This window comes from Streptomyces sp. LUP30 (assembly GCF_001746365.1).
Lineage (GTDB): Bacteria > Actinomycetota > Actinomycetes > Streptomycetales > Streptomycetaceae > Streptomyces.
In genome coordinates, this window is the sequence record NZ_MJAJ01000028.1 from 69,626 (window position 1) to 87,391 (window position 17,766).

Genomic DNA, 17,766 nt, shown 5'->3' on the forward strand with positions numbered 1-17,766 from the left:
GCAGGAGTCATGCGGCGACGCGGTGCTGGGCGAGCTTGTCCAGCATGATCTGGTTGGCTTCCCAGCCGTCGGGGAACTTGGCGCGCACGGACAGATGCACCGGGTCGGTCGAGGGGTGGCTGTCCAGGAGATCGGCAATGCCCTCTCGGGCGACGACGATGCACGCCTGACGATGGCGGGAGGCGAGCACGCATAGCCGCCCGGCCTCGAGGTGGAAGGCCGTGGCGTCCCGGCGGCCGGACAACGGGTGCACGACGATGACGACTTCGAACTCGCGGCCCTGCAGCCGGTTCGCGGTGTCCACCGCCACGCCCCGCGCACCGGGGCTGCCGGTTTGGGCGAGTGCGGCCCGGACCAGGTCGGCCTGGTCGCGGTGGGCGACGCCGATGGCGATATCGCCGGCGTCCAGGGGCCGGCCGCCCGGGTGCCGCTCGCAGGTGGCGACCGCTCCACGGCCCAGGAGCCGGCCGGCGAGATCGGCGGCGGTCTGGAGGGTCTGGGTATCGGTGCGCGGGACATGGCGACGGGGCAGTTCATGCAGGGCCCAGCCGGTGGTGAACGCCTGCGCGAGAGTCTCGTCCAGGTCGGGGCGGGCGAGTCCGGCGGTGCGGAACTCCAGGGCACGCGTGCCTTCACCGGTTCCGGCGGTGAAGGGGGTGAACGGGTAGAACGCCTGGGCGATGGTGGGTGTGGCCGAGGACGGCAGACGCCAGGACACCGGCAGCCGGTGTACGGGGATGTTCCGGTTGTGCGCCAGCATCACGCTGACACCGTTCTGCGTGGGGTCGTGCGGCAGCCCGATCCAGCGTTCGGTGCCGACGATCGTGAACGGATCCAACTGGCCGGGGTCGCCGACGAACAGGCCCCGCTCGAAGCGTTCGACGATCTGCAGCAGCATGTCCGAACGCATCTGGTAGGCCTCGTCCAGGATCGCCCAGCCGAACGTGGCGTCGCGGACGGTGGCCCACTTGGCGGCGGTGGCAACGATGATCAGGCAGCCGGCCAGGTCGGCCAGAGTGCGGCCGACGGTTGTGTTCGTCAGAGCCCCCACGGCTGGGGGCGGGTTGTATCCGCTGGCGCTCAGCCGTCCGACGGCGATGCCGGGATGCTCCCCGGCCAGACGGACAACCAGGTCGTCGACCTGATTGTTGGTCTGGGCGACGATGATCGGGCGCTCACCGCCGTCGGTGAGCTCCTGGGCGGCGCTGACCACCAGGGTGCTCTTGCCGGCACCCGGCGGGGAGTCGACGACGACGGCCCTGTGACGCCCGTCGGCCATGTCCGTGAGGATCGCCCGGGTGGCAGCGGTGGCGGCCGTCGCGGGGTCGGGCGTGGCCGGTTCAGGCGTCGTGCTGGTGTCAGACCTCATTGCCCCACTCCTCTGCGGCGCCGTCCTCTGGTACGGCGGAGTCGATGCCGCTCTCGTCGGCGGCACTGTGTGTCCACGGGGTGGCATCGGAGGCCGGGAACTGCGGTACTGGGCGCCACCCCGGGTCGGGCAGGTAGGCGACGCGTTGTCCCAGCTCCGGGACGGTGCCCTGCTTCGGGACGCGGCCGCGTCCCATGCCACCGTTGACCTCTACCGTGATACATGTGGCATCGCCGTCGGCAAGGACAGAGACGATCATGGCTTTGTGGCCAGCCGGCATGGACGGGCTGATCAACTTGGTGTCGGCGACCAGCCGCACGGGATCTTCGGTGCGGACGGTGACGCGCGGCCGCGGCACCCGCCTGTTCTTGTCCGTGGTGACCACCCGGCCGGAGTCGGCCTCCACGACCGTCCCGGCGAACGCCTCCCCGGCGCTGCGCCGATCGGCCAGCACGAACCGATCGTCGAACGCCATGTCGGACTCGAATTCGGCCAGCGCGTGCTCCAGCCAGCCCAGCCGCCGGGCCGCACCGATCGCGTTGTCCCGTTTGCGCTGCGGAAAGCCGTCAGAGTCCCGGTAGTCGGAGTACTTCGTGAAGGCCTTGCAGTCGCCCTCGAAGCGCTTGACGGTCCGCGGTGCCTCGGGCACGGAGCGCAGCAGTGATATGGCTTGCCACACCATGCGCCAGGTGGGCTGGATCTGTCCCGCGACCAGTTCCCGCAGATCGGTCTCAGCGGCGGCCAGTGCGTGCGGATCGTCGAGCGCGCGAGCCGTGTCGAACTTTCTGATCGCCGGGGCCAGGTCGCGGTTGTCGAACTCGGGGGAGGTCGACGGGCCCGCCGGCGGGCACACGTCCGGATTCTCCGCATCGGCCATGGCCTGCTCCACGCTCAAGCCCGACGGGGGAGCGATCCAGGCCATCAAGGAGGCGAGGTTCTGGTCCTCGAGCATGCTCTGGCCGGTCGCCCAGTGCTCGGCGAGCATGCCGGTGACGGGCAGCAGCATGGAGGTGCCGGCCTCCTCGGCCCTGTCAACCAGGAACGTCAGCCACATACCGAACTCCGGTACGACGTCCGGCACCGCATACGGACCGGACGTCGCGCGGAAGCGGCACATGCGTCCCAGATCGGCCAGGGCTTTGACGCCGCCGAGGTTGGGCACCAGGATCTGAGGCACGTCGGTGTACCAGGAACGCTCACCTTCTCCGCGGCGGTCCTGGCGGAACGAATTGATGTAATCCATCACGATCCGGCCGAGGTCGGCCGCGAACGCGAACCGCTGGTCCCGGTTACGGGGCTGCGCCACGACCAGCAGAGTCCCGCTTCTCCTGGCGGAGCCGACCATCGCGGCCAGGGGAGCCCCGGCCTCTCCGGCCATGGCCAGCGGGATGATCACCAGCGGCCGGCCCGAGAGGCGCCGGTGCCGGAACTCGGTCAGCGGGACCGCCTGCATCGACTCCATCGCCTGCACGTGCGCCAGCGCCGACAGCGTGCTCATGCCGCACCCCCGAGATCTTCCAGCTCTGCACGCAGCCGTGCGGCGTGCCGTAGGGCCGCGGCCATCTCCACCTGATCCTCGCTCGGCTGCAGTTCTCCGCGCGCCAGTCCCATGACCATGGTCGTGGTGTCAATGCCGCCGAACTGCTCGCGCACCACCGGCCCAAGAACATCCAGCGAGGCCTCCGCGCGGGCACGGCTGCGGCAGTAGAACGCCATCTCGCAGTGGCTCAGGCAGTCCGGGCGGTACGTCACGAGGACCTGATCCAGCGCCCCGGTCAGCTCCTCGACCGGGCGCCTGGGCCGCTTCTTCTCCAGGTCGAGATCGAAGGTGAGGTCCTCAGGCAGCAGGTCCACCAGGTCCCCGATGCGCTCGATGCGAGACAGCTGACGGGTCAGAGCGGCCACCTGCTTGCGGGCGTCGACGAACGCTCCGGTCGGCCGGTTGGTGAAGTCCTTCGGCGCGACCAGCACGATCGTGTCAGAGACGGCCTCCTCGCCGATACCGGCCCGCCCGAGCAGGTCGCGCAGCGCGATGACGTACGCGCACGCCTGCGTGGTCGCAGCCCGCACCTGTGCGGAGTCTGCCTGCTCGTCGATGATCGGGAAGCTCTTGATCTCCACGACGTGGAAACGTCCGTCGATGCGAAGGGCGACCAGGTCCGGCTCCAGGTACACCTTGTGCCCGCCGATCAGCAGGCGCAACATCGGGTGGTCGAACAAGGTGCCGTCACCCTCACCCCGGGCTGCCCGCAGCAGGACCTCTTCGGTGCGCTCGTGGCGCTCCTTGGAACGGCCGTCGCCTCCGACGTCGTTCAGGTCCTCGTAGCCCACCTCCGGCAGCGTCAGCTCCAGGGTCTCGCGCAGGACACGCAGGAGCTCCGCGCAGCCGTTGTCCTTCACCATCGCCTCAAAGACGTTGCCACGGGTAATGGCGAAGGAGGACTGGCCGAAGAGCGGGGGATGGCCGACGTGCGTGGCGATCGCGCCTTTGTCGGAGCCGGAGGCGTCCAGCAGGGCCCGCAGCGTGCAGCGCGGATTGTTCTCCAGGGCCGCCAGCGACCGGGCGTTGTAGTCCAGGCGCTTCGCGGATCCGCGAAGCGCAGCGAGGCGGTCGTCGACTGATGCTTTCACGGTCTCGTAGATCCTTGAGGGGGAGGAGGGACTGCGGGAAGACGAAAATCAGGCACGGGCCGACCGCAGATGCGTGACGCCCCGCAGGGGCGCGCCGAACAACTGCTCGTCGTCCCCGAGGGACTTACGTGCCCGCCGTGCGGCTGCCGTGCGGGTGGCGCGGTCTGTGTCCGTATGTACGTCCAGCTCGGCTTGGGCGGCGCAGATCACCTGCTGCGGGTCCAGGGCCCCCTCGTGACCGGAGGCGTTCCTCGGCATGGCGTCGGGGATGTTGACGGCAAAGCGCCACAGCAGCCGCAGGGCCTCCGGACTGGGGCCGTCCGCTGTGGACTCGGCCGCGGTGTGCACCGCCTCGGCGATGCCGATCGCGCCGGTGAGGAAGTCCACGCGCGGTGACAGCGGGCCGATGACGCGCTGCTCCAGCGTCCAGGTGCTGATGGTGATCAGTGCCCGCACCGGTGTCAGCAGGTCGTGCGCCAGTGCCGGGCACAGATAGTACGGCCGGGCACCCGGACTCGAGCGGTAGGAGCGCTCCTCGTCCCGGCGCAGGCTTGAGAGCTTGGACGCAGACAGCTCACCCGGGAAGAACGCCTCATGCACGCCGACGATCAACTTGGGGGCTGCCGGGGCCCCGAGGAGCATCAGGGCACGGTGTACGTGTTCGCGAGCCGGGAGCTGCGATCCCCGGGCGGCCGGAGCAGCTTCCGGTGCGGGGCGGGGCGGGGCAGCCGCCGGTTCACCGGCGTCGACGAGGGCGTCCCAGGCCCGCTCGGCGCGGCGCAGCTGCATCCGCAGCTCGCCGGCCCGGTCGGCGTCACCGGCGGCGGAAGCGTCGCGGATCGCGCGACGCAGGGTGCCGATGCTCTTCTCCAGGGCGTCCAGCGGATCACTCATGTACCAGACGCTACCAGAGTTCCAGAGTTTTCCAGACTTGTTCCTGAGATTCGAGTACAGTCGGGTCACCGAACCGCCGAACGCGGCGGCGCAACCCGCGCCGCTCCGCAGGCCGTTCCTCTGGAGGAACCCGTGACGGGACGCGTATTTCACACCTCCGACTGGCACCTGGGCCGCCAGATCGGCCGCCATCGACGTGACAGCGAGGTCGACGCCGTCCTGGACGAGATCATCGACATCGCCAAGGACTACGCCCCCGACCTGATCGTGCACAGCGGCGACCTCTTCGACGGCCCCCGCCCCAGCCTGGACGACATGCGCCGTGCGGCCCAGGCCTTGCGCCGCCTCGGCACGATCGCACCCGTGGTCGTCGTCGCCGGCAACCACGACACCACTCACGTCCTGACGTTCCTGGAGTACGTCCTCAACGACATGGGCGCCCGCGAAGGAGACCAGACCCGGGTCCGCTTCGCCACCGACGCCCACCCCGACAGACTGCTACTCGCCGAGTACCCGACCAGGAACGGGGAGCTCACCCTACGCATTGGCGCACTGCCCTACCTGCACCCCAACCGCTTCACCTACGACTTCGCCGACCCCGCCCTAACCACCGCGACTTACGCCGAACGGATGCGTACCGTCCAAGCCGAGGTCTACCGCCGCCTGACTGCCGACCGGGGCCCCCGGGACGTCCTCGTCTACGCCGCCCATCTGTTCATCGAAGGGGCCCTCCCGTCCTACTCGGAGCGGCGGATCTCCCTGAGTACCGAGTACGCGGCCGCGGCCGCGGACCTGCCCGACGTCGCCTACGGCGCCCTGGGCCACATCCACAAACCGCAGCCTGTCGGCCGTTCCGGATTCCCCGCCTACTACGCCGGCAGCCCGCTGCAGATGGACTTCGGCGAGACCGGCGACACCAAGAGCGTCGTACTCGCCGAGATCGGCCCGGACACCAACCCCCGCATCGAACTCGAGTCGCTGACCGCAGGCCGCCGCCTGGTCCGCCTCGAAGGAACCCTGGAACAGATCGCTCACCGCGCCGCCCGCGTGGGGGACGCCTGGGTGAAAGCGGTGGTGAACGTCGACGCCTTCGACCCGTCCCTGCCGGACACCCTCGCCAAGATGCTGCCGCAGGCGACGCTCGTCGACATCGACCAGCGCCGCACCGATACAGCACACCGCGTGCTCGACCGGCAGACCTCCGCCACCGAACTGCCCGACATCGACGACCTGCTGCACGACTACCTAGCCGACCGCGGCACAGGCGGCCCGGCCCTGGACCGCGCCATGGCCGCCTTCGCCCACCTGCGAGCCGAACCCGACCCCGAGGACCCCGCACCATGCTGCGAGGAGACGCTGCTGAGCGCGGCCATCGCCGGCCAGCCCCTCGACACCCTTGACCGCTCCATCCTGCTGACCGGCATCGACACCACCGACGCGGAGACCACGCGATGAAACCGATGACACTCACCCTCACCGGATTCCGCAGCTACCCCGCCCAGGCAACCGTCGACTTCACCGGTAAGAGCCTGGTCGCCATCCTCGGCGACACAGGCGCCGGCAAGAGCAGCCTGCTCGACGCCATCGCCTTCGCCCTGTTCCGCAAAAGCTCCTGGGACGCCAAGGAACCCCGGCAGCTCATCGCCGACGGTGCACAGGCCATGAGCGTCGAACTCACCTTCGGGCACGACGGGCAGAACTGGCGTGTCCACCGCACCATGCACGCCACCAACCCGAACGCGGGCCGGCACCACCTGAAAAACCTGGACACCGGCGAAGAGACCGACGGCGCCACCAACGTCGACAACCGCATCAAAACGGTGCTGCAGATGAGCTACGACACCTTCCTGCGCGTCGGGCTGCTCCCGCAGGGCAAGTTCGATCAGCTCCTCACCGCCGTCCCCAAGGAACGCAGCGAACGGCTCCGAGAACTGTTCGGCGCCGAATCACTGGAAACAGTCCGGAACCTGGCGGCCCGCCACGGCCGCACACTCCAGCAACTGCTGGGCGACGCGCGGGCCAAACGAGCCCCCATGCCGGACAACCCCGAAGAGACGGCCGCAGCAGCGGGTGCGGCCGCCGACGCGGCCACAGCCCAGGCCGAACGCCTGGACACCGCCGTCATCCGCATCACCGCACTGCAGGAAGAAGCCTCGCAAGCCCGGGCCGCCGCGGCGGCTGCCACCAGCGCCTCCCAGACCCTGGCAACACGCCAGGTGACCGACGCCGCCACCGTCCTCGACACGCTCGACTCCGAGGCCACCGACCTCGCCGCACGGCGCGACACCCTCAACCGGCGTGCCGAGCAGGCTGCGGCCAGGGAAGAGGAACTGACCAGAGCGATCACCGCGACAGAGACCCAAGGAGAAGGCCGCGACACCCTCGCCCAGGCCGCGATGCTCCTGAAGACCCTCGCGGAAACCGCCGAGGAACACCGCGACGAGCGCGACCGGCTGGCCTCCCTCACCACACAACTGGACGACGAACGCGACGACATCGCCACGGCCGAAACGAAACTGGCCGAACGCGCCGCACACACCCAAACGACGGCGGAGGCAGCCCGCACCGCCGCCGAGAACAGCAAGCAGACCCGCATGTGCGCCATCGCAGCCCGCACGGCCTGGGACGCGGCCCTCTCGGCGGCCCGCCACATCGCCGACACCGCGCGCGCCCACACCACCGCATTGGGCCGGCAGAAATCCGCCCACGAACACCTCGGCCCGGCGGAGGCCAAGGCAACCGCGGCCTACGAAGACCTCACTGCGGCCGAGACGCACTTGGAGGCACTCCAGCTGCGGAAGAAGGCCGCCGCGATCGCCGCCGAACTGCACCCCGGCGACGACTGTTTCGTATGCCGCCGGCAGCTCCCGGCCGACTTCCGCCCCGAGCAGGCTGACGCACATGAGCTGACCGAGGCGAACAAGCAACGAGAGCAGGCGAAGACCGCACACGACATAGCCGTCGACCTGCGCGCCGCAGCCCGCGCCGCCGTGGCCATCGCCGACGAAGCACTACTCGAACGTGACCACGAGCACCAAAGCGCACAGCAGATGGCGCAGGAGAACACCGAGAAGGCGGTACGAGCCTTCCAAAGCCTTGCGGCCCAGGCCGCAGAAGCGGGCACGGACTTCGACGACACATCAGCCTCAGCAAGGCTGACCGCAGCCACTACGGCCCTGGCCACCCCCGGCGCCGCCCATCCTGAGCAGGACACAGCGGCGATCAGCGACGCCATCTCCGCCTGCGAACACACGGCCACCACACACGCCGAAAAGCTGAAAGAAGAAGAGCACCGCCGCACAGCCGGGATCGAAGCAGACCGCAGAACACTGGCAGAACGCACGAAAGCACACCGCCGAGATACCAAAGACGCATCCGCAGCTTACGAGCGCCACATCCGGGCCGTGGCAAGGACCGCCGCCGACATCGGCATGCTTCCCGTGCGCATCCGGGCGATGCTGCCGCAGGACCCGATCGACGTCGCCACCGCCCAGACGGACGTCGCCACCACAGCCGTCATCGCCCGACAGACCGAACTTCAAGAACTACTCGACCAGAGGGAAGCAACCCGAGCGGAGAAGAACGCGGTACTCGCCGACCAGCGCACCCTCGACCACGACACCCGAGCCCGCCTTGAACGTCCCCTGGAGAAACTGCGTGACAACCTGGACGCGTGGGCCCAGGCTGCCGTCCAGGCCAGCACACATCTCGATGAGGCTGACCGGCCAGCGCTGCCAGCAGCTTCTCCCCAGCCGGCGATCGCCGAGGTCCGCCACTACGTCGCTGCCCTCTCGACTACGACCTCGGCACTCGACGACAAGCTCACCGAGCGAGCCGCCGCGGCGACAGAACGTGCAGCCGCCGCGGAAAGCCGCCTCGGCAAGCATGCAGCCGCACTCGCCGACATTGATGGCTTCGAGGCCTCGGCCGACCTGACCGCACCCCAGTCACTTCACCCCCTAGTCGCCGCAGCCGCGCAGGCAACCAAGGAAGCCGAAAATCAGCGCGGCAAACAGCAAGAAGCACAGGACCTGATCAAGCCGGCCGCAGACCTGGACTTCGCCATCACCGCAGGCGAGGCCCGCTACGAAGCCCTCGAGGTACTACGCCGCGAACTGGTCGACGCCAAGTTCCTGGGCCACCTCACCACGCTGCGAACCCACGCATTGCTCGGTGTCGCCAGCGACCTGCTCGGGCAGATGTCCGACGGTCGATTCGGCTTCGCAGACGACTTCGACATCATCAGCCGCTGCTCCGGAGTCGCCCACCACCCCAACCGCCTGTCGGGAGGGGAGAAGTTCATGGCGTCCCTCGCCCTTGCCCTGGCACTTGCCGAACTGCACTCCCGCAGCGGGCCGGCCCTCGGCTCCCTCTTCCTCGACGAGGGCTTCGCCGCCCTCGACACCGCCGCCTTGGACCTGGCACTGGAAGTACTGCGTGCACAAGCCGGCAGCGACCGGCTGGTGATGGTGATCAGCCACCTGCACGCCGTCGCCGAGGCCGTCGACGACGTGCTGTGGGTGGAGAGGACTACCGCCGGGTCGTCCACTCACTGGCTCACACCGGCCGATCGTGACGACATGGCACAGTCCGATCTGGCCAGCGGACTGCAGACACTGGCCCGGTAGCCACTTCAGTCCAAAGACCCCAAACCGCCTGGTGGTGAGGGCCCGCTCACACCGAGCGCGGGATCGGTTCCCTAAAGGAGGCTCGCGCCGCCCCGGTCTACAGCTCGAACTCGAGGTCGACGAGATCTTTTAGTTCGACTTCGAGGCCGTGGGCGCGGCGGCCGTTGTCGCGGAAGTAGACCTCGCCCAGAACCTCGGGGGCGACCTGGAGGAGGTCGTCTTCGTCCGCGCCGGCCTCCCGGGCTTCAAAAAGGCAGGCGGCGTGCCGTGGGTGCAGGGCGAGGGTGAGGTGACGCACACGGGCCTGGTCGGTGCTGTTGCCGGCGCGGTGTAGCCGAACCTCGCCTGCACATCGATCATGATGCCGTTCGCGGAGGGCGGCGGCCTGCTTCGCCTTGCCCTGATCTGCGGCTGCCAGCGTGCGCGGACCTCGCGAACGGCCCCTGCCCCTTGAACCGCTTCAGGAACCAGGACGGCAGCACGTGTTCCCGAGGCGTGCGTACCGGAGTTCCGCAGAACACGCAGCGCAGGTCACTCATGGCCGGGGTGCGCGCGAGGCCTTGCCCACCGCCGCGTGTCTTTACCGGGCGCGCAAGGCCCCACTCGCCGGGCGCCCCCACTCCCACGCCTGCCGGGCGGCTCCACGGCACCCGGCGAGTCTCCGCTGTGCCGAGCGGTCTCCGGCCGGACGTCCGGCCGCATCTGATTCATCCCGTGGACCGCCTGTTGGGGTACAGTGCTTCATCCTCTTCGGTCCGGCGATGACTCCATAGCTGTTCGAATTGCGTCTCGAACCAGGAGGCGAGCATGCGACCCTGCTCTGTCCGGGCATCTGCCGCGACCACGGGATTGTCGTGTCCCCAGACGGCGATCTGGTCGGGGTCGTCGAGTTCCTTGATGTGGTCGTCTCGATACGTGTACCAGCCGACGATCACGTAGTCCCCTATCTTCCGTCCGCGCAGCGTTGGCGGGGTGTGGTAGAAGCGCACTTCCAGCCGGGGATGGCTGTTGAATTCAACGTCCCGCAGATTTTGAACGCAGCTGGTAACGCGTTTCCGCTGCATTTCTGTGACGGCCTCATCGGGGTGGCTGAGCAGGAGGCGGATAGCGCAGTCCGTGTCGCGCAGTTCTTTGAGGATCGAATGAACTGTGTAGGAGCTGTATTCCAGCAGGACGGCGGAATCTGGTCTCGCTTCCCGGATGTATTGCTCTAGCCGGGTCTTGATCGCGTCTTGATTCTCAAGGGATTTTATTTCCTTGATTCCTGTGATCCGGGGGGCGGGGGGAAGGCGCTTTCTGTTGCTGGAGGCCCTCTTATTGTTCCCGGACTGCTTTTTATTTGCTGGCTCCAGGAGTGTTCTGGCTATATGCCGCAGCAATTCATCTGTCGGTTTTTTGCGGAAGTAGTTGGGTCTCAGCCCGAATGATGCGCTGGCCTCCTTCAGTCGGTCGGTCCAGGTCTTGACCCTGGCGTCCGGAGTCAGGCCCAGGAGCTTGCGAACTGCCAGCCTTTCGTCAGGGCGGAGAGTGCGGGCGGCCTCGTCGAGGGCGGTGCGGATGGCCCTCATCCGGGCACGCGGATCCCCGGCGGGTATTTTCCGTACTCCGGGAAGCGATTGCAGGCCGGCGGCGTGGGCCAGCGTGTCAGCAACCTGATCCGCTCGTGTCGCGTCTGCGTGCTTCGCGAACCACCGGATCTCCTCAGCCAGGAGATCGACTTCGTTCGGTGCCGTGCGGGTACTACTCATGGTCACTCCAGGGTCAATTCGTGACCAATCTGTCGCCACTCTCTAGCAAAACAGCGGTCACCTCACGTGTCAAAATTTCGAAGCGGCTGCACGCTGCTGTGTGATCGGCTCTCAAAACCCCTTGCCTGACGGCCTGTTGGCGCCAGGTGAGCGAGGTGACAAAGCCCCTCCAGAGGACGCTATTCCATGTCCAGTCCGAGAGCGCGCCCGTCACCTTCCTGCCCGGTACGGGAGGAGGGGGCGGGGAGGGCCTGAGCATCTCCGGAGATGGTTTATGGCGCAAGTAAATTGGGGCGGCAGTGACACTCTTGACGGAATGAGCCGCCTGCCGGATTATCGACCCCAAATGCGACGAGAAAGGGTGACTCCTCAGAATTCTCGCACCGGTGGAAGCGCTTGATCACGCAGAGAAAAGGAAAGCTTGAATGCGAAACAATGAGAATATGCAGGCCCAGGATCGTCTCCTTTCTGGAGGCCCCGACTGTCTCGATGAGTGGGCCGAAGAAATCCCTTCCATCCCGGCAGCGGGAGGGCACCTGCACTTGGAGCCGACGGACCTCGAGCAGGCGCCGCCTGCGCAGCCACCCGCCGAGGGTGCTGACGCCCGGCCCGCAGGCGGGGACCGCCGCTCGGAGACCGGGCGGGTACCGGACCCGTACGAAGACGTCGGTGATGTCGTGCTGATCGCCGGCTCCTTCATACGCGTCGGCATCACCTCAAGCCCGAGGTCCAAGCTGCCGCAGGAACGGATGGCCGCCGAACCGCAGGGATGGGCGGAGGCCATCGCCGCGATCGCGGATGCGGAGAACGACGGCGATGTCAGCATCCTTCCCGGTGGCGAGGTCGTGTTCGGATTGGCCTCCGAAGTCGCCGATCTCCCGCCGGCGTGCTTCGGTGGATGGTCCTCCTACACAGAGGTGTCCAAGCTGCCGCAGGAGCGGATGGCTGCCGAGCCGCAGGGATGGGCGGAGGTCCGCGGCATGATGGAGGACATGGAGGGCGGCGGAGACGAAGTCTTGCTGATACCCGGAGGCGGGTTCGTCCGCAGTGGGAACGAGGGAGGAGACCAACCCGTCTCCCGGCTGCCGCAGGAGAAAATGGCGGCCGAGAACCAGGGCCCCTCCTTGGCAGACCTCGAGGAACTCAAGCGGCTCGATCCGGCGAACACCGAGCGGTGGCGGCCGGTCGACTCCAGCTTCCTGCGCGGGTGGCGGTTCCAGATGACCCCTCCTTACCCGGGCCAGTCGCCCTTTGTCTTCTTCGCCTTCCGCAATGTCAGCGAGGGCAACGGATTCCGCATCATCCCCATCCGCCCGAACCTGGACGGGATCGTCAGCCACGAGAAGCACATGTTCAAGGTCCGGGTAGCGGCCGGCGGCGAACGGCTCTCCGTGCTCTGCGGGCCCGGTGGCCGCACCGCACAGAACCTCGATCAGGTACGCAAGCACGCCGCAAAGTGGATGGCGTACACATCGTTTCGCCTGGCCGGCGTGACCCCGGGATTCTCCCAGTGAGCGCCCGTGGTGAGGCCCGGCACCCGGCCACGAGGGCACCCGTAACGTTCAGCGACGGCGTGACCGATGCGATCCGGGAGCGGCTGTGCAGTGTCCGACCGGAGCGAGGCGGAGCGCTCCTAGTCTGCGGACGGCTCATCCACCTGTTCGTCGAGGACACTCACGGCCGCTACAGCGCGGCAAGCTGGGACATCTCGGCCCAGCTTTCACAGACCGTCGGGATCCTGGAAAGGGCTGGCCACGGTCGGCTGACGGGGACTGTGCACACTCACCCAGCAGGAGTGCCCGACCCGTCCCCGACCGACATCCGCAGCACCAAGAAGATGCTGGAGATCAACCCGCATCTCGATCAGATGCTGATCGCGGTGGTCACCTCCGGCTCACCGCGCGCGCTGGATGTTGATCTCGGCGCAGGCTTCCGGATGTCGTTGCACGTCCTGCGCCGGCACGGCCCCGGCCACGAACTGGAAAGGGTCCCGGGAACAACCGTGCCGCTGACCGCCGACCTCGCGGCGGCGGGCGTGGAACTGCCCGCCGCCACCGCGGTGCGACGCTGGGTCGCAGGCAAACACGATCCCACGCCGCCCGGTGACTCCCTCCCCTCAGTACTCCGTGTCAACCACCGGGCCCGACTCGTGGTGCCCGTCCCCTCCGACCGGGCCGGTGCGCTCCTGATCGACGCCGACTATCCGGACGTCGGCCCGCTGGCAGTGGCCTGGGAGTCAGCAGGTGACGGTGCAGCACGGCAACTGACACCGCTTCCCTCGCCGTGGGACCCCACAACGCCGACGGTCTCCCAACTCGCGGCCCTGGCGCGCACCGCAGCAGGACGCCACGTCGACGGCAGCGCCGACCGAGTGTGGCCGCTCGTGGGCAACCTGGCCGACCGGCACGTCGTCGTCGCCGGCCTCGGCTCGGTCGGCAGCCGCATTGCGGAGGATCTCGTCCGCTGCGGGATCGGAACCGTGACCGTGATCGACCCCGAGAACGTCGAGGCACCCAACCTCGCGCGCACCGTCTACACCGCAGCAGACCTCGGCCTGTCGAAGCCGTCTGCGATCGCGCGCCGTCTGCGCGCGATCGACCCCGCGGTACAGGTGACCGAGCACGTGGAGGCCCTCGGCGCACTCAACCTGGCCGACGTGCTGTCCGGTGCCGATCTGGTGGTCGGTGCCATAGACGACATGGAGGAGCAGGCACTGCTGTCACACCATGCCTATGCCGCCCGGATACCCATGGTGGCCTGCGCGCTGTACCGTGCTGCAGCCGCGGGTGAGGTGGTGATCAGCGTGCCTGAGGCCGACACCCCCTGCTGGAACTGCTCGGTGGGTACTGCCACGGCCTCCACAAGCCTGCGCCCGGAGCACGACTATGGCTTGGAGGGACGCCTCGTAGGCGAAGCAGCCCTCGGGCCGGCGATCCACCTGGTCGCGTGCTGTGCTTCCAGCGCCGCGATCGGCCTACTGGCAGGACCATCCTCCCCCGCGGGAGAGCCCCTCCGTCGGCTGATTGAGAAGCGCCGGACACTGGGCGTTGTCGCGACCAGCCCACGCTGGGGGTTCTTCCCCGACCTCGTACCCGAGCTCACCCAACCGCACCAGCATGCCCCCCAGAGCCTGTGGGCCATACCGGGCCGCGACCCAGATTGCCCCGCGTGCGGAGCGCCCGACAAACGAAAGGAACCACTGACGGCCGCCGAAGGAGAGGCGCTGGCCGAACTGCTGAACACACTCGACCTCGAGGAAGAGACAGCAGCGGACGCACCCATGACCCTTGAGCCCGCAGAACTGCCTCACGACGTTCGAACCGAGGAAGAACAGGAGGCAGACAGCGCCGAGCAAACTCGCCGGGCCAGCTGAACGGATCATGCCGTACTGGGGCGGCGCTCAGCGTCGACTCGGTACGGCCACCGAAAGGAGCCGACCGGGCGCCGCGGGCAATCGGCCATGCCGACCCGCGCTGCCCGGCTGGTCGTCGCGTTTTCTTGCCCAGCGCCTCGGCCGCCTACAGCTCGAATTCGAGGTCGAGGACGTCGGTGAGCTTCACTTCGAGGCCGTGGGCGCGGCGGCCGTTGTCGCGGAAGTAGACCTCGCCCAATGCCTCGGCGGCGATCTGGCGGAGGTCGTCCTCGTCCACGCCGGCTTCTTGGGCTTGGAGGAGGCGGGCGGCGTGGCGGGGCGGCAGGGCGAGGGTGAGGTGACGCACGCGGGCCTGGTCGGTGCTGCCGGGGGCCGCGGTGTAACCGAACCGGGCATGGACATCGATCATGATGCCGCCGGTCGTGGCCGCAATCTGCTTCGCCTTGGCCTTGATCTGCGGCTGCCAACGCACGCGCACTTCGCGTTCGAGGCGCTCGGCGAGTTCCGGCCGGGGCTTTTTGATCTGGTTCTTCACGTACCGCTCGACGGTGCGCTGACTGATGCCGAGCAGTTCGGCCACGCGCCGGGTGCTGCGCTGGTGCTGCTTGACCAGGTAGCGCATCTGCGCCCCCGCGGACTTGGGTGCAGGACGCGTGAACGCGCCCTGCACCGCCTTGTCGAGTTCTTCCCCGACCGTGACCATCGCCTGTAACGCTCCTACTCTCCGGTGTCCTTGGCGGTGACCTCGCCGGTCTTTATATAGCGGGCGAGGTTGGCGACATGGCCGTCTGCGGCGAGCTGTTCGAGGATGTCCGCCCCCCACAGCACGCTCTGGGTGCCCTCGTGCTTGACCATCCCGGGCGAGACCCCCAGCCGGAAGCTGCCGGGCACGGTCTTGCCGTCGGCGCCGTAGGGCAGGACGCCCAGCGGGCTGGGGCCGTCGGCCGCGTACACGGCGCAGTCGGAGAGGACCGCGACCGGGTAGCGGCCGGTGGCCGCTGCCAGGTTCAGCATCTTGCGGTGCATGTTGACCCGGGCCCGGGAGATGACGGTCGCGCGGATGTCCGGCCGCCAGGTCGGCCGGGCGAGGGCGGGCCAGGCCTGCCCGGGCTTCCATCCGCCGCCGCGCGCCTTCTCCTGCAGCTTGCCGATGCCGCCCTTGACGGTCATCTTGACGGCGTCCACCACGATCCCCAGCTCCGGATCACGGCTCTTGTAGCCGTCCATGGCCTCCAGGAACTGGTGTGGGGACAGCTTCTCCGTGACGCCGAGGTCCGCCATGGTGGCGACGTAGGCATCGCGCAGCCGCTTGTACCAGCCGTCCAGGAACCGGCCGCTCTCCCGGCGCACCCACGCCTCAAGCGGGGCGACGTCGTAACCGAGCTCGACGGCATACACGACCGTCGGCGTGGCGTACCAGGCCGGACCGGTGGGGCGTTCGCCGGTCGGCGTGAACGGGCTGGGCAGCAGCGCGGCGTCGAGGTCGCGCCACTGCTTGCCGATCTTCACCCGGGACAGGTCGACGTGGGAGAGGTCAACCAGCCAGGCACCGGGCACCGCCGCATCGAAGACCGGGCGGGTGACATGCACGGGCGGCGACGCCAGACCGACGACCGCGCCGTTGGCGGCCGCACCGAAGGCCAGGTTCACGTCCAAGCCGACCAGGTACCGCTGCATGCACTCGGCGTCCGTCAGGTCCCGCGCCCAGTCGTAGGCTTCCTCGAACAGCCTCTCGCCGGGGCCGCGCACGTGGAAGCGGGGCAGATGGGCCAGGACCGGGTGCCCGTCGGTCGCCTCGCACGGCGCCGGATCCACCGGCTCCGTGCCCAGTGACCCGGGCCGGTGCTCGCGATGCCGCCGGCCGTCGGCGTCCGGCTCGCTCGCGCGGGTCGGCGGGCTGAGCGCGGTCATCAGCTGCAGCCCCGTCACGGCCGTTGAGCCGACCGGCGTCATCACCCGGGCCGCGTACACGCCCAGCACCCGGGCGAGCTCCGCGGGCTGAAGCTGCGCGGCATGGCCCCAGGCACGGCCGTCCAGGGCACGCCAGGAGGGGATGCACAGCTGCACGCACTGCCTGCGGCTGCCCTGGGCGGGGCGGTAGATCCGCGCCCACGGCCCCAGCCCCCGCTTGGTCAGCTGCCAGTCGGCGCGCTCCAGCTGCCTGATGACCTTGTGTCCCTCCGCCAGTCGCCCGGCAAGCCGCTCGCTCTCGGACAGGACGGCGGGCAGGCCGTAGCGCTCGCACGCCGCCTCGGTGAGCACCAGCAGCGGGTCGCCGTCCTTCCCCGAGCCGTGCAGCCTCTCCGACCCCAGCCGCGCCTCGGTGAGCGTCCACTCCACCAGCGCGGGCAACGACTTGGCGGGCACATCCACCATCAGACCGCCGACGCCGTAGCCCGTCACATTCCGCTCCGTATCGGCGTCGAGGACGAGCAGCGGACCGTGCGCGTACGCCCCGCCGGGCGCGGAGGTGTTCGCCGGGGCGGCCCTCTTCGCAGCGGGGCGCCGCGGGCCCGGGGCCCGTTCGGCACGCGGCAGCGACACGGCGGCCGGTGCGCCGACCGCCGCCGGGGCGGTGGCCGGGGGCGTGGCCGGGGGCCCCTCGGTCCCAGGCGCGGCGGCAGTGTCCGGCGCCGCGGCCGTGGTCTGAGGCCGTGCTGCGGGTGCTGCGGGTGCTGCGGGGGTGACGGCCTGTGCCGCCATGGTGTCCGTGTCCTCCTGCGGGGCGCCGGTGCTTTCGGGGGCGGGGTAGAGCGTGGCGAGCTGCTTCAGCAAGCGCGCGTACGCCTCCCGCTCCGGCGGCCGGGGCTCGGTCCGGCCCGACTCCCAGCCGCCGACGGTCGCCCGCCGCACGTCCAGGGCAGCCGCCACCTCGTCCAGGGTGAGCGCGTGAGCCTGGCGCAGCCGCCTGCGCTCCGCCGGCGGCGGCAGTGGGGACCGGGACGCGACCAGCGCGTCAACCGCGTCGAACAACTCTGACATGAGACACCTCCGTCATTCACCCTACCCTGAAACTAACCTATCGCGTACTAAAGGCGTACGAATCGCGTACTTTCAGCGTATGGACGGTGTTCGGGGTGCTAAAGTCCGGTTACCGAATCTGGGCTGGGCGTCAGCGGAGAG

At 68.9% G+C, this 17,766-nt stretch carries 12 protein-coding genes; 4 read left to right on the forward strand and 8 right to left on the reverse strand.

Annotation, left to right across the window (positions count from 1 at the left end; genetic code table 11):
- Nucleotides 1–7 precede the first annotated feature (7 nt).
- From BG482_RS23005 to BG482_RS23020, 4 genes are read right to left on the reverse strand one after another with little or no spacing between them, the layout of a single operon-like run.
- Nucleotides 8–1,369 carry an AAA domain-containing protein gene (locus BG482_RS23005; protein WP_069770984.1) on the reverse strand — a complete coding sequence of 454 codons (1,362 nt, stop codon included), beginning with the start codon at nt 1,367–1,369 and terminating at the stop codon, nt 8–10.
- The gene (locus tag BG482_RS23010; protein WP_069770985.1) at nt 1,359–2,867 is read right to left on the reverse strand and encodes a hypothetical protein; all 1,509 of its coding nucleotides are present in this window, start codon (nt 2,865–2,867) and stop codon (nt 1,359–1,361) included. The genes BG482_RS23005 and BG482_RS23010 overlap by 11 nt, the downstream gene beginning before the upstream one ends.
- The gene (locus BG482_RS23015; RefSeq protein ID WP_069770986.1) at nt 2,864–4,000 is read right to left on the reverse strand and encodes a hypothetical protein; all 1,137 of its coding nucleotides are present in this window, start codon (nt 3,998–4,000) and stop codon (nt 2,864–2,866) included. The genes BG482_RS23010 and BG482_RS23015 overlap by 4 nt, the downstream gene beginning before the upstream one ends.
- A 48-nt stretch (nt 4,001–4,048) precedes the next feature.
- The gene (locus BG482_RS23020) at nt 4,049–4,894 is read right to left on the reverse strand and encodes a hypothetical protein (RefSeq protein ID WP_069770987.1); all 846 of its coding nucleotides are present in this window, start codon (nt 4,892–4,894) and stop codon (nt 4,049–4,051) included.
- A 132-nt stretch (nt 4,895–5,026) separates the two neighbouring features.
- On the opposite strand from BG482_RS23020, the gene BG482_RS23025 reads away from it, so the two are divergent.
- Both BG482_RS23025 and BG482_RS23030 read left to right on the forward strand, forming a co-directional pair.
- On the forward strand, nt 5,027–6,349 hold the full coding sequence (locus BG482_RS23025; RefSeq protein WP_069770988.1) for an exonuclease SbcCD subunit D: 1,323 nt from the start codon (nt 5,027–5,029) through the stop codon (nt 6,347–6,349).
- Nucleotides 6,350–6,354: 5 nt separating this feature from the next.
- Nucleotides 6,355–9,522: an AAA family ATPase gene (locus BG482_RS23030; protein ID WP_256096455.1), complete on the forward strand. Its 3,168-nt coding sequence runs from the start codon at nt 6,355–6,357 to the stop codon at nt 9,520–9,522.
- Between the two features lie 97 nt (nt 9,523–9,619).
- Here the strand turns inward: BG482_RS23030 and BG482_RS45365 are convergent, their stop codons facing one another.
- Together BG482_RS45365 and BG482_RS43495 are read right to left on the reverse strand one after the other, a co-directional pair.
- Complete coding sequence (locus BG482_RS45365) at nt 9,620–9,820, reverse strand: hypothetical protein (RefSeq protein ID WP_256096456.1); 201 nt, start codon at nt 9,818–9,820, stop codon at nt 9,620–9,622.
- 409 nt (nt 9,821–10,229) lie between these two features.
- A complete protein-coding gene (locus tag BG482_RS43495) occupies nt 10,230–11,270 on the reverse strand; it encodes a hypothetical protein (RefSeq protein ID WP_141746654.1) in 1,041 nt (346 codons plus the stop codon).
- Between the two features lie 425 nt (nt 11,271–11,695).
- Here BG482_RS43495 and BG482_RS44075 point away from each other — a divergent pair, with 425 nt between their 5' ends.
- Nucleotides 11,696–12,784: a hypothetical protein gene (locus BG482_RS44075; RefSeq protein WP_176741442.1), complete on the forward strand. Its 1,089-nt coding sequence runs from the start codon at nt 11,696–11,698 to the stop codon at nt 12,782–12,784.
- A gap of 59 nt (nt 12,785–12,843) precedes the next feature.
- Nucleotides 12,844–14,643 carry a ThiF family adenylyltransferase gene (locus BG482_RS43500; protein WP_176741443.1) on the forward strand — a complete coding sequence of 600 codons (1,800 nt, stop codon included), beginning with the start codon at nt 12,844–12,846 and terminating at the stop codon, nt 14,641–14,643.
- Nucleotides 14,644–14,788: 145 nt separating this feature from the next.
- Here BG482_RS43500 and BG482_RS23055 read toward each other — a convergent pair whose 3' ends face one another.
- Both BG482_RS23055 and BG482_RS23060 read right to left on the reverse strand, forming a co-directional pair.
- Entirely contained in the window at nt 14,789–15,346 is a 558-nt protein-coding gene (locus BG482_RS23055) for a helix-turn-helix transcriptional regulator (protein WP_069770993.1), read from the reverse strand.
- A gap of 14 nt (nt 15,347–15,360) precedes the next feature.
- Nucleotides 15,361–17,625, reverse strand: coding sequence for a helix-turn-helix transcriptional regulator (locus BG482_RS23060; RefSeq protein ID WP_069770994.1), 2,265 nt, complete (start codon nt 17,623–17,625; stop codon nt 15,361–15,363).
- Nucleotides 17,626–17,766 lie beyond the last annotated feature (141 nt).

What these genes read in the sequence shown, in the direction of transcription:
- BG482_RS23005 (WP_069770984.1), bottom strand. Translation starts at nt 1,369, where the DNA reads ATGAGGTCTGACACCAGCACGACGCCTGAACCGGCCACGCCCGACCCC.
- BG482_RS23010 (WP_069770985.1), bottom strand. Translation starts at nt 2,867, where the DNA reads ATGAGCACGCTGTCGGCGCTGGCGCACGTGCAGGCGATGGAGTCGATG.
- BG482_RS23020 (WP_069770987.1), bottom strand. Translation starts at nt 4,894, where the DNA reads ATGAGTGATCCGCTGGACGCCCTGGAGAAGAGCATCGGCACCCTGCGT.
- BG482_RS23030 (WP_256096455.1), top strand. Translation starts at nt 6,355, where the DNA reads ATGACACTCACCCTCACCGGATTCCGCAGCTACCCCGCCCAGGCAACC.
- BG482_RS43495 (WP_141746654.1), bottom strand. Translation starts at nt 11,270, where the DNA reads ATGAGTAGTACCCGCACGGCACCGAACGAAGTCGATCTCCTGGCTGAG.
- BG482_RS44075 (WP_176741442.1), top strand. Translation starts at nt 11,696, where the DNA reads ATGCGAAACAATGAGAATATGCAGGCCCAGGATCGTCTCCTTTCTGGA.
- BG482_RS23055 (WP_069770993.1), bottom strand. Translation starts at nt 15,346, where the DNA reads ATGGTCACGGTCGGGGAAGAACTCGACAAGGCGGTGCAGGGCGCGTTC.
- BG482_RS23060 (WP_069770994.1), bottom strand. Translation starts at nt 17,625, where the DNA reads ATGTCAGAGTTGTTCGACGCGGTTGACGCGCTGGTCGCGTCCCGGTCC.